The 12,282-nt window shown below is 66.6% G+C and carries 9 protein-coding genes; 3 read left to right on the top strand and 6 right to left on the bottom strand.

What is annotated here, in order from left to right:
* Nucleotides 1-63: 63 nt before the first annotated feature.
* From rho to argS, 6 genes are all read right to left on the bottom strand, one after another.
* Entirely contained in the window at nt 64-2,241 is a 2,178-nt protein-coding gene (gene rho, locus ASF98_RS00980; protein ID WP_055796250.1) for a transcription termination factor Rho, read from the bottom strand.
* Between the two features lie 324 nt (nt 2,242-2,565).
* Complete coding sequence (gene thrB, locus ASF98_RS00985) at nt 2,566-3,552, bottom strand: homoserine kinase (RefSeq protein ID WP_055796253.1); 987 nt, start codon at nt 3,550-3,552, stop codon at nt 2,566-2,568.
* Between the two features lie 2 nt (nt 3,553-3,554).
* The gene (thrC, locus tag ASF98_RS00990) at nt 3,555-4,661 is read right to left on the bottom strand and encodes a threonine synthase (protein WP_055796255.1); all 1,107 of its coding nucleotides are present in this window, start codon (nt 4,659-4,661) and stop codon (nt 3,555-3,557) included.
* Nucleotides 4,662-5,978, bottom strand: coding sequence for a homoserine dehydrogenase (locus ASF98_RS00995; RefSeq protein ID WP_055796257.1), 1,317 nt, complete (start codon nt 5,976-5,978; stop codon nt 4,662-4,664).
* Nucleotides 5,979-7,454, bottom strand: a complete 1,476-nt coding sequence (gene lysA / locus ASF98_RS01000; RefSeq protein ID WP_055796260.1) for a diaminopimelate decarboxylase — start codon at nt 7,452-7,454, stop codon at nt 5,979-5,981.
* Between the two features lie 4 nt (nt 7,455-7,458).
* Complete coding sequence (gene argS / locus ASF98_RS01005) at nt 7,459-9,123, bottom strand: arginine--tRNA ligase (RefSeq protein ID WP_055796266.1); 1,665 nt, start codon at nt 9,121-9,123, stop codon at nt 7,459-7,461.
* Nucleotides 9,124-9,358: 235 nt separating this feature from the next.
* Between argS and ASF98_RS01010 the strand changes: the two genes are divergently transcribed.
* From ASF98_RS01010 to ASF98_RS01020, 3 genes are read left to right on the top strand one after another with little or no spacing between them, the layout of a single operon-like run.
* Nucleotides 9,359-9,826 (top strand): FMN-binding protein, encoded by a 468-nt coding sequence (locus tag ASF98_RS01010; protein ID WP_055796269.1) that lies wholly within the window; start codon nt 9,359-9,361, stop codon nt 9,824-9,826.
* A 57-nt stretch (nt 9,827-9,883) separates the two neighbouring features.
* Entirely contained in the window at nt 9,884-10,756 is an 873-nt protein-coding gene (locus tag ASF98_RS01015; protein ID WP_055796271.1) for an FAD:protein FMN transferase, read from the top strand.
* Between the two features lie 5 nt (nt 10,757-10,761).
* Complete coding sequence (locus ASF98_RS01020) at nt 10,762-12,273, top strand: FAD-dependent oxidoreductase (protein WP_156372257.1); 1,512 nt, start codon at nt 10,762-10,764, stop codon at nt 12,271-12,273.
* Nucleotides 12,274-12,282 lie beyond the last annotated feature (9 nt).

Below are 12,282 nucleotides of genomic sequence, written 5' to 3' on the forward strand. Positions count from 1 at the left end.
GCGGCAAAATCCGAACGACAAAGGCGGGGCCGGCAAAATGCGTCGGCCCCGCCCCTGGTGAAACTATTTGTCGTTATCCGACTTCGCACCAAGCGTCGTCTTCTGAACCTGCATGAGGAACTCGACGTTGCTCTGGGTCTCCCGGATCTTGTTGGTCAGCAGCTCAAGGCTCTGCTGCGTTTCGAGTCCGGAAAGGACACGGCGCAGCTTCCACATGATCTTGACTTCCTCGGGGGAAAGCAGGTTTTCTTCGCGGCGGGTGCCGGACGCGTTGACGTCCACTGCCGGGAAGATGCGCTTGTCCGCGAGCTGGCGGGACAGGCGCAGTTCCATGTTGCCGGTGCCCTTGAACTCTTCGAAGATGACCTCGTCCATCTTGGAACCGGTCTCAACGAGCGCGGTGGCCAGGATGGTGAGTGAGCCGCCGTTTTCGATGTTGCGGGCTGCACCGAAGAAGCGCTTCGGCGGGTACAGCGCTGCGGAGTCGACGCCACCGGACAGGATACGGCCGGAAGCCGGTGCTGCCAGGTTGTAGGCACGGCCCAGGCGGGTCATGGAGTCGAGGAGCACCACAACGTCCATGCCCATTTCCACGAGGCGCTTGGCGCGTTCGATGGAGAGCTCGGCCACGGTGGTGTGGTCGTCGGCGGGACGGTCGAAGGTGGAGGCAATGACCTCGCCCTTCACGGTGCGCTGCATGTCCGTGACTTCTTCGGGACGTTCGTCAACGAGCACCATCATGAGGTGGACCTCAGGATTGTTGGTGGTGATGGCGTTGGCGATGGACTGCAGGATAAGCGTCTTGCCGGCCTTCGGCGGCGAAACGATCAGGCCGCGCTGGCCCTTGCCGATCGGGGCAACCAGGTCGATGACGCGGGGGCCGATCTTCTTGGGGTCCGTCTCGAGGCGCAGGCGCTCCGAGGGGTACAGCGGGACGAGCTTCGCGAATTCGACCCGGTCCTTGAGTTCCTCGGGGGTCTTGCCGTTGACGGAGGTGACGCGGACCAGGGCGTTGAACTTCTGGCGGGCGGACTGCTGGCTGCGGTCTTCGCCTTCACGGGGTGCGCGGATGGCGCCGACCACGGCGTCGCCCTTGCGCAGGTTGTACTTCTTGACCTGGGCGAGGGACACGTAGACGTCGTTCGGACCCGGCAGGTAGCCGGAGGTGCGGATGAACGCGTAGTTCTCCAGCACGTCCAGGATGCCGGCGACGGGCAGCAGGACATCGTCCTCGGTGACCTCGACGTCGTCGACGTCCGGACCCTGGGCGCGTCCACGACGGCGATCGTTACGGTCGCGGAAGCGGTCGTTGCGAGAGTTATCCCGGTTGTCCCGGCTGTTGTCCTGGCCTCCCGTCCTGTCGTTGCGGTCACGGCGGTTGCGGCGGTTACGGCGGCTTCCGCCGTCCGCATCGTCGCTTTCGCGGGTGTCGTCCCGACGGGTTGTTTCACGCGTACCGGCGGTTTCGCCGCCGTCGCGGCCGCCACGGGTGCGGGTTGTCTGGCGCTCGTTGCGCTGACCGGCTTCGGCTGCTTCGCCGGCCTGGTCTGCGCCGCGCTGTTCACGCTGCTCACCGCCACGCTGTTCCGTGCGCTGCTCGGAAACACGCTGTTCGGAGACGCGCTGTTCAGAAACACGCTGCTCGGCCGGCGCCGGCGCCTGCGCCGGGGCCTCACCCTCGGCGGCGGGGGCCGTCGCCTGGGCGGCTGCTTCACCGCGGCGGCGGTTGCGGGTGCGGGGCTGGCGGCGCTCCGCAGCTTCCGGTGCAGCACCTTCGGACACGGCGGCCTGAGCGGCTTCAGGAGCCGCGGGCGCTTCGCTGGGTGCGGCTTCCGGGGCGGGTGCCTCGGTGGCGGGAGCGGTGACAACGCCGTCGCTGCCGGCACGGCGGCTGCGACCACGGCGGGCACGGGTGCCTTCCGCGGCGGGAGCCTCTGCAGCTTCAGCAGCAGGGGCGGCAGCTGCCGGCGCGGTTGCCCGTGCCGAGATGTTTTCGCCGGTCTTATCAGCGCCCTTGGCCGGAGCCTTGGTGGCTGAAGTGCCTGCGCGGTGGGCGGAAATGGCGGTCACCAGATCGCCCTTGCGCATGCGGGATCCGCCGGAGATACCGAGCTGGCTGGCGAGAGCCTGCAGCTGGGCGAGCTTAAGGCCGGCAAGGCCGCTGCTCTTGGCGGGTGCTGCCGACAAGTCGGTAGCAGAAGATATGTCCACAGCTGGAGACAGCTCAGTGGTTTCGGTCACGAAGGATCCTTCCCCCTCGACGGCGTCCAGACTGGGAGCTGGACGCGATGATTTGATCTGGGCTGCAGTTCAGATCTGCAGCCGGATTTCGGCCTTGCCGGATGGAATTCGGCCAGCAGGGCCGGATACTGATACGCCTCGAACATTCCAGGAAGAGAACGGAATGGCGGACTGACGGTTCAGGGGTGCAGAGCGATTCTGCAGATTCCTGCGACAGACCAAAGCAGGCGGCACCGGAGACTATTGCGCAGTTGAAGTTCAGAGCAGCAAACGATTAGACAGGCGCCATGGCCAACATCGGGTTCGTTTTGACTGCCTGCGGGATTACCGCCGGTGCACTCCCACTTTAGCACCTTCAACGTCCACCGCCAGCTTCATCACACGCCATCCGACATCCGGCGTGTTGGCCCGGGTGTAGGCCTCGATGAAACCCACCACTGCGGCTGCCTCTTCTTCCCCGTTGGCGAGCACCAGGACAGTTGGCCCGGCGCCGGATACAACGGCAGCGTGTCCTGCATAGCGCAGCGCACGGATCAGGTCCGCGCTGGGGCGCATGGCCTCCGCGCGATAGCTCTGGTGGAGGTAGTCCTCCGTGCCGGCGAGCAGGAATTCCGGCTTGCTGGTGAGGGCATGGATGAGCAGCGCGGCCCGGCCGGAGTTCATGGCGGCAGCATGATGGCCCACCGATGCCGGCAGGAGTGCGCGTGCCGCTTCGGTGGACAGCTCATAGTCAGGTACGGCGACGACTGGAATCACCGAATCCGACACCGTGGCGCAGGTGCTGCTGTACTGGTCACTGTCCTGCCATGACAGCGCCAGACCGCCGAATATGGCCGGTGCCACGTTGTCAGGATGGCCTTCCATTTCGCTGGTCAGCTGCAGGATCCAGTCCTTGCCGCGGCGGGACGGCTCCGGCACGAGCGCATTCGCGGCCGTAACCGCGGCCACCACGGCCGAGGCCGAAGAACCTAGGCCGCGTCCGTGGGGGTTGACGTTGTCGGCCGTGATCTTCAGGCCCTGATGCCGGAAGCCCAGCCGGTGCAGGGCCTCGGTGATGGCCTTGACCACCAGGTGGCTCGCGTCGCGCGGAAGCGTCTCCGCACCCTCGCCGCTCAGTTCGAACTCGAGCTCGCCGCTGCCCAGGGTTTCAACGGTCAGCGTGTCGTGCAGCGAGAGTGCGAGTCCCAGGCTGTCATAGCCGGGGCCGAGGTTGGCGCTGGTGGCGGGCACGCGGATGGTCACCAGCTGCCCGGCCGGAACCGCCGGCGCGCCGGCAGCTGACTCAGCCGGGACGGTGAGGGTGGTTTCCAAGGCTATTTTTCTTCCAGGCCAAGTTCGGCAGCCACGGTGACCACGTCGTTGGACACCTTGACGGGCTGGACTTCGCTGCCGTCTTCGGTGCGCAGCGCCCACTGCGGGTCCTTCAGGCCATGGCCGGTCACGGTGATCACGATAATCTTGCCGGTGGGAACCTGCCCCGCGGCGTGCTTCTTGATCAGGCCCGCGACGCCTGCGGCGGAACCGGGTTCCACGAAGACGCCCTCCTTGGCGGAAAGCCAGCGGTGCGCCGCGAGGATCTCATCGTCCGTCACGGCGTCGATGAATCCGCCGGACTCGTCACGGGCGGCGATGGCACCGTCCCAGGAGGCCGGGTTTCCGATCCGGATTGCCGTGGCGATGGTGTCCGGCTCCGTGATGGGGTGGCCCGCGACGAACGGCGCAGCGCCGGCGGCCTGGAAGCCCCACATCTGCGGGGTCCTGGTGGACACGGCGGGCAGCGTGCCGGCGGTCTCGGACTCGAACGGGGCGGAGTACTCCTTGTAGCCCTTCCAGTACGCGGTGATGTTACCGGCATTGCCTACCGGGAGGACGTGGATGTCCGGGGCGTCGCCGAGCGCATCCACAACTTCGAAGGCACCGGTTTTCTGCCCCTGGATCCTGGCCGGGTTGACAGAGTTCACCAGGAACACGGGGTAGGACTCCCCCAGCTTCCGGGCGATGTCGAGGCAGTTGTCGAAGTTCCCGTCCACCTGCAGGAGGGTGGCGCCGTGGGCGATCGCCTGGCTCAGCTTGCCCATGGAGATCTTGCCCTCCGGCACCAGCACGGCGCACTGGAGGCCGGCTGCCGTGGCGTAGGCCGCTGCGGACGCTGACGTGTTGCCGGTGGAGGCGCACACCACTGCCTTGGCACCCGAGGCCACTGCGGCCGTCATGGCCATAGTCATGCCCCGGTCCTTGAAGGAGCCGGTGGGGTTCATGCCTTCGACCTTCAGGTACACGGTGGACCCGGTCAGCTCGGAGAGCTTCTGCGCGTGGACCAGCGGCGTACCGCCCTCACCGAGGGTAATGACCTTCGTGCTTTCCGTTACGGGCAAACGATCAGCGTATTCGCGGATGACACCGCGCCATTGGTGAGCCACTTAGACTCCTTCTACCCGCAGTACGGATGTAACTGAATTGATGACGTCCAGGCCCTTCACGGCCCGGACGGTCGCTGCCAGTGCAGCTTCGGTTGCGCGGTGGGTGACGATCCGCAGTTCGGCAGATTCCACATTGGAGTCGGCGTCACGGTGGATAGTCTGACGCATGATCTCGATGGACACGCCGTGCTCAGCGAACAGCTGGGCGATCTTGGCAAGCACGCCGGGCTGGTCGGCAACGTCGAGGCCGATGTAGTAGCTGGTGTTGACGGCGTCGATGGGCAGCGCGGGCACCTGGCCGTTGGTGGTCTCGGTCTGCGCGGGGCCACCCAGGACGATCCGGCGTGCGGCGGAGACGAGGTCGCCCAGGACGGCCGATGCCGTGGGGGTTCCGCCGGCGCCCTGGCCGTAGAACATCAGCTCGCCGGCGTTCTCGGCTTCGATGAACACGGCGTTGAAGGCGCCGTGGACGGCGGCCAGCGGGTGCTCGCGGGGCAGCAGAGTGGGGTGTACGCGGACGGACACGCCCTCGCTGCCGTCTGCGGCGGTCAGTTTCTCGGCGATGGCCAGCAGCTTGATGACGAACCCGGCGTCCTTCGCTGCGGCGATGTCCGCAGCACTGACTCCGGTGATGCCTTCGCAGTGGACGTTCTCCAGGTCGAAGCGCGTGTGGAAGGACAGCGAGGCGAGGATGGTCGCCTTGGCCGCGGCATCAAGGCCTCCGACGTCGGCAGTGGGGTCAGCCTCTGCGTAGCCAAGGCGCTGCGCCTCGGCGAGGGCGTCCTCAAACTGAGCACCCGTGGTGTCCATCTGGTCGAGGATGAAGTTGGTGGTGCCGTTCACGATGCCCAGCACCCGGGTGATGCGGTCCCCGGAAAGGCTGTCGCGGATGGGGCGCAGGATGGGGATCGCGCCGGCCACGGCTGCCTCGTAGGATAGCTGGACGCCGGCCTTGTCCGCTGCTGCGTAGAGGGTGGGGCCATCCTGGGCCAGGAGCGCCTTGTTTCCGGTGACCACAGAGGCGCCGTTCTGGATGGCGGCGAGGATCAGGGTACGGGCAGGTTCGATGCCGCCCATCAGTTCGATGACGAGGTCGGCGTCCTTGACGAGGGTGTCGGCATCCGTGGTGAACAGTTCCCGCGGCAGCTCGACGTCACGCGGCGCATCGATGGTGCGCACGGCGATGCCGGTCAGCTCCAGGCGGGCTCCGGCGCGGGCGGCCAGTGCTTCGGCGTCATCAATCAGAATCCGCGCCACCTGAGCCCCAACGTTGCCACAGCCCAACAGGGCTACTTTCAGGGTTCGCAATTCAGTCATTCAGACTCCCATGTCGCGGTTCAGCAGATCTTGTTCGGTTTCCCCGCGGACAATCAGCCGGGCTGATCCGTCGCGCACAGCGACAACGCCCGGCCGGGCCAGATAGTTGTAGTTGCTGGAGAGGGCCCAGCAGTAGGCGCCGGTCCCCGGTACAGCGAGCAGATCACCGGCTGCCACGTCCTCGGGCAGATATACATCTCTAACAACTATGTCGCCGCTCTCGCAATGTTTGCCCACTACGCGGGACAGCTGCGGTGCGGCCTCAGAGGTCCGCGACGCCACAATCGCCGAATAATCCGCGTCGTAGAGCACCGGGCGGGCGTTGTCGCTCATGCCGCCGTCCACCGACACATAGCGGCGCGGGTACGTAACGTTTTCCCCGGCATTCCCTGCATTTTCAGCGGCGGCAGCGTCCACGCGGACGGTCTTGAGGGTTCCCACCTCGTAAAGGGTGAACGTGGTGCTGCCTACGATGGCGCGTCCCGGCTCAATCGAGATCCGGGGAGACGTGATGCCCAGCTCGGCGCAGGTGGAACGCACGACGGCGGCCATCGCCTGCGCGATCTCCGCCGGCGGGCGCGGTGTGTCCACTGGCGTATACGCGATGCCGTATCCGCCGCCGAGGTCCAGTTCGGGCAGGACAATGGAGTATTTCTCCTGCATGGCCGCAAGGAAATTGAGCAGTTTCACTGCGGCCAGCGCGAAGCCGTCCGGTTCGAAGATCTGCGAGCCGATGTGGCAGTGCAGGCCAAGGAGCTCAATGCTGTGGTAACTCGTGGCGGCGGCCACGGCTTCCTCGGCCGCGGACAGGCCTGCCTGGTCCGTGGTGTCCTCCGCCATGGACAGGCCGAACTTCTGGTCCTCATGGGCGGTGGCAATGAACTCGTGGGTGTGCGCATGCACTCCGGGTGTCAGCCGCAGCATCACCTTGGCGGTTTCGCCGCGTTCGGACGCGATCTTGGCGACGCGCTCCAGCTCGACAAGGCTGTCCACCACAATCCGGCCCAGCTTCATGTCCAGCGCACGGTGGATCTCGGCGTCGGACTTGTTGTTGCCGTGCAGGGCGACATCGGCGCCCGGTATGCCGGCGCGGTCCGCGACGGCAAGTTCCCCGCCGGAAGCGGTGTCCAGGCGCAGCCCTTCTTCCTCCACCCAGCGGACCACGGCGGTGCACAGGAACGACTTGCCGGCGTAGTAGACATCCACTCCCCCGCAGATGTCGGCGAAAGCGTCGTTGAAGGCGTCGCTGAAGGCCCGGGCACGTGCCCTGAAGTCGTTTTCGCTCATCACGAACAGCGGCGTGCCGAACTGGCGCTGGAGCTCACTGACCGGAATGCCGTCAATGGCGAGTTCACCGGCGTCGTTCCGGGCAACGCCGGCCGCCCAGAGGGGCTCGTGGAGCCTATTGAGGTCTGCCGGGACGGCAAGCCACTCCGGTGCCAGGGGGGATGCGTGGTTCAAAGAATTCCCTGTCATTGCGTCACATCCGTTCCGGCGCCGAAACGCCAAGCAGTTCCAGTCCGTTGGCCAGCACCTGGCTGGTGGCGTCGTTGAGCCACAGGCGGGTGCGGTTGACGTCCGTGATGGGCTCATCGCCCTGCGGCGCCACGCGGCAGGCGTCATACCAGCGGTGGTAGGCGCCGGCGATAACTTCCAGGTGGCGGGCCACGCGGTGCGGTTCGCGCAACTCGGCGGCCTTGGCCACGATGGAGGGGTAGCTGCCCAGGTAGGACAGCAGTTCGTTCTCGGTGGCGTGGTCCAGGAGGGCGGCGTCGAACACGTCCTTCCCGTCAACACTGCGCTCCACTCCGGCTGCCACGGCGTTGCGGGCAGTGCCGCGGGACCGTGCGTGCGCGTACTGGACGTAGAAGACCGGGTTCTCGTTGCTGTGCTTCTTCAGGAGATCGGGGTCCAGAGTGAGCGGGGAGTCCGCCGGGAAACGCGCCAGCGAATAACGGACGGCATCCTTGCCCAGCCAGGAAATAAGGTCCTTGAGCTCGATGATGTTGCCCGCGCGCTTGGACAGCTTGGCACCGTTCACCGACACGAGCTGGCCGATCAGCACCTCGATGTTGGCCTCGGGGTCGTCGCCGGCCGCTGCCGCGATGGCCTTGAGCCGGTGGATGTAGCCGTGGTGGTCCGCTCCCAGCAGGTAGATCTTCTGGTCGAAGCCACGGTCCTTCTTGGACAGGTAGTAGGCGGCGTCGGCGGCGAAGTAGGTCGGTTCGCCGTTCGCGCGGATCATCACGCGGTCCTTGTCGTCCCCGAAGTCCGTGGTGCGCAGCCAGACGGCGCCGCCGTCGTCGAACACGTGGCCCTGCTCGCGAAGGCGCGCGACGGCACTTTCGATGGCGCCGGCGTCGTGCAGTTCCTGCTCGGAAAAGTAGACGTCGAAGGCGACGCCGAAGTCGGCAAGGGTGTCCTTGATGTCCTTCATCTGCGCCTTGTACGCCGCACTCCGGATGACCGGCAGCGCCGCGACGTCGGTCAGTTCCCGGATGTCCGGGTGGTCCGCCAGGACATGGTGGCCCAGGTCGGAAATGTACTGGCCGGGGTAACCGCCCTCCGGCACGCCACGGCCGTGCAGCCGGGACAGCACGGAATGGGCGAAGACGTTCATCTGCGACCCGGCGTCGTTGATGTAGTACTCGGCGGTGACCGTCGCGCCGGAGGCCCGGAGGACGCGGGCGATCGAGTCGCCCAGCGCGGCCCAGCGCGTGTGGCCGATGTGCAGCGGGCCGGTGGGGTTGGCAGAGACGAATTCCATGTTGACCACGTGTCCGGCGAGCGCCGAGTTGGTGCCGTACGCCGGCCCCGCTTCGACGATGGCCTTGGCCAGGGCGCCTGCAGCCGCGGCGTCCACCGTGATGTTCAGGAAGCCCGGACCGGCGATATCCACGGCCGAAACGCCGTCAATGCCCTTGAGCCGTGCGCTGAGGATAGTGGCGAATTCCCGGGGATTAACGCCGGCCTGCTTGGACAGCTGGAGGGCAATGTTGGTGGCCCAGTCGCCGTGGTCCCGGTTCTTTGGCCGCTCCACGCGCACCTCGTCCGGCACGGCTGATGCGGAAAGAGTGATTTCGCCGGCGGCGACGGCGTCTTTCAGGCAGGCGGATATGGCGAGGGAGAGTTCTTCGGGAGTCACGCATCTAGCCTACCGGTGGCCCGCGAAACCCGCGGAATCCTCAGCAACGCCATGACGCTGTGAAGGGGCACAGGAATAGAAAGCCTCACAGAATTGAATCGGGTTCGTCACAGGCTGAACCATTACGCTGATTCCAACGTTGTCCATCCTGTAACTGCCTGACTGGATCCTGTCCCAGCGGTGCCGGGACCTGTCCGGCACGCAGCTGCCCGCAACTATACGAAACGAGCCCCGTATGAGCTTCCCGGTACGAAAGAGCGTCTTCGTCGGCATCGCCGGCATGTCCCTGATCGGAACCGTGGCCGGTTGCGCGCCGTCCGCCCAGGCACCGGCAGCCCAATCCGCGGCAGCCCAGTCCACTGCCGCGTCCGCCGGCTCCGCAACCAGCAGCGCCCCTGCTGCCGCGTCCGGCTACAAGGACGGCACCTACAGCGCCGACGGAAACTATGTGTCCCCCAACGGCACTGAAACTGTGGGCGTTGAGCTGACGCTTTCCGGCGGCACAGTGTCCGGCGTGAACATCACCCAGCATCCTTCCAACCCCAATACCCGGAAGTTCCAGGGCGAGTTCGCCGGCGGTATCGCGGCGCAGATAGTGGGCAAGAGCCTGGACGAACTGAATGTTTCAAAAGTAGCCGGCTCATCGCTCACCAGCGGCGGCTTCAACCAGGCCGTGGAGAAGATCAAATCCGAGGCCCGGTAGGCCGCGCCTGCACGAACGGCGCAGTATCCGCCGTTCACCGCGTCAAGAGGAGATAACGTGCCGCACCCGGGCTGGGCAGCGTTCAGTTTCGACGGAATCGGAACCAGCTGGGAGATTTCAACGCCGGGCCCCCTGGACGGCGGCCAGCGCCGCCGGCTGCTCGACGTGGTGGAGACGTACGACGCCGCGTGGTCCCGTTTCAGGGCGGACTCGATCGTCGCGCAGGCGGCCAGGGAGCCCGGCCGCTTACGGATGCCGGACGGTGCAGGCGCGCTGGGCCGCCTGTACCGGAACCTCTACCGGCTGACTGACGGTGCCATGACGCCGCTGATCGGCGGCAGCCTGGAACAGCTGGGGTACGGCCCGGACTATTCGCTCCGGCCCCGCGGGACACCGGTTCCCGCTCCGCGGTGGGATGACGTCCTGGACTGGAATGACGCCGTGCTGACCACCACGGCTCCCGTGGTACTTGACGTCGGGGCTGCCGGCAAGGGCCAGTTGGCCGATCTGCTCGCAGCGGAACTCCGGTCCCTGGGAGCAGGCGAATACTTCATCGACGCCAGCGGCGACCTCCTCAATTCCGGACCGGTACCGGTGGCCGTGGCACTGGAACATCCGTACGATCCCGGCCGGGCCATCGGCACCCTCAGCCTGGGCACGGGCGCCTTGTGCGCCTCGGCAGCAAACCGCCGGGCGTGGGGCGACGGGCTGCATCACGTGCTGGACGGCACCACCGGGGCACCGGTCAGAACCGTGGTGGCCACCTGGGCGCTGGCCGAGGACGCCATGACGGCCGATGCCTTGGCCACTGCCCTGTTCTTCGTCTCAGGGAAGGCGCTTCAGCAGGATTTTGCGTTTTCCTGGCTTACGGTTTTCTCGGACGGAAGTGCCGCCTACTCAGCAGGTTTCGAAGGAGTGCTGTTCGAATGAGTTCCATGATCCAGCGGGTGGACACGTCCCTGAACCGCTTCACTATGTACCGCCTGGTGCTGTGGGTGCTTGCGGTGCTGGCCGCGTACAGCCTGCTGCTTAATGTCCTGGGCTGGCTCACCTTCGGCATCCCGGAGATGCTCACCCATCTGGCGCTCTGCCTGGGACTCACCTACGCCTCGAACCGCGGGCTGGCGGCCCTTTTCCACGTCCGGCCGCATTCCGAATCCTCGCTGATCACCGGCCTGCTGCTGTACTTCCTGTTCTGGCCCAGTTTCAAGGCGCTGGATGTTGCCGGCGTCGCGATCGCCTGCGTCCTGGCATCGGCCTCGAAATACGCCCTGGCCTGGCGCGGCCGGCATATCTTCAACCCGGCAGCCGCTGGGGCATTTGCGGCCGGACTGACCGGCCTCAACATCGCCACGTGGTGGGCTGCCACTCCCGCCATGCTTTTCCTCATCGTCCCCGGCATCGTGCTGGTCCTCTACCGCACCCGGAAGATACTGATGGGGGCCGTGTTCACGGCGGTCTCCGTATCCATCGTGGCCACTGAGCTCCTCCGGGCCGGAATGTCCACGGGCCAGGCCCTGTGGCAGCCCCTCGCACAGCGCCCCGTGCTGTTCTTCGTGGGCTTCATGCTGACCGAGCCGCTGACCCTGCCGCCCCGGCGCTGGCAGCAGCTGGCGCTCGCCGCCGTCGTCGGCGTGATCTTTGCCGTCCCCTACAACCTGGGCTTCGTGGCCAACTCTCCCGAACTGGCCCTGCTGGCAGGGAACCTGCTTGCCTTCCTGGCCGGACAGCGCGGCGGCATCCGCCTCAACTTCCAGGAATCGCGGCCCCTCACGCCGACGACGACGGAATTCAGCTTCCGGCCCGAACGTGCGGTCAGGTTCGCGCCGGGACAATATATGGAACTGCACCTGCCGCATGCCACGTCCGACGGCAAGGGCAGGCGCCGGGTCTTCAGCCTGACCAGCGCCCCGGATGCCCGGGACGTGACCATCGGCGTCGGTACTGCCGAGCCGGTGTCCGCCGCCAAGCGCGCCCTGCTCGCCCTGCGGCCCGGCGACTCCGTGACCGCCACGGCGGTGGGCGGCGACTTCGTGCTGCCCCGGGGCCGGACCGGGCCGGTCCTGCTGATTGCGGCCGGAATCGGCGTTACGCCCTACCTCGCGCAGCTCGCCGCAGGCGCGGCAAGGAACCGCGACGTGGTCCTGCTGTACCTTGCGAAGTCGACTGCGGAACTCGCCTACGCGGATGCGCTGGAGCAGTCCGGCGCACGGGTCATAGCCAGGCTCTCCGACGGCTCCGCGCCGCCGTCGTTCATGGAAGACGCCGGCAAAGTTTCCCGTCCGCCGGAGCCGCTCGACGGCGCAGCTCTCAAGGAACTTGTTCCGGACATTGCCTCGCGCGAAGTGTTCGTGTCCGGCTCGCCTGCCAGCGTCCGCTCACTGCGGTCCGCCGCCCGCAGTGCCGGCGCCCGCCGCATCCGCACGGACTCGTTCGCGGGCTACTGAGTGCCGATT

Origin of the sequence: Arthrobacter sp. Leaf337 (assembly GCF_001423745.1) — a bacterium.
GTDB lineage: Bacteria > Actinomycetota > Actinomycetes > Actinomycetales > Micrococcaceae > Arthrobacter.

What these genes read in the sequence shown, in the direction of transcription:
- ASF98_RS01020 (WP_156372257.1), top strand. Translation starts at nt 10,762, where the DNA reads ATGATCCAGCGGGTGGACACGTCCCTGAACCGCTTCACTATGTACCGC.
- ASF98_RS00995 (WP_055796257.1), bottom strand. Translation starts at nt 5,978, where the DNA reads ATGACTGAATTGCGAACCCTGAAAGTAGCCCTGTTGGGCTGTGGCAAC.
- lysA (WP_055796260.1), bottom strand. Translation starts at nt 7,454, where the DNA reads ATGACAGGGAATTCTTTGAACCACGCATCCCCCCTGGCACCGGAGTGG.
- ASF98_RS01010 (WP_055796269.1), top strand. Translation starts at nt 9,359, where the DNA reads ATGAGCTTCCCGGTACGAAAGAGCGTCTTCGTCGGCATCGCCGGCATG.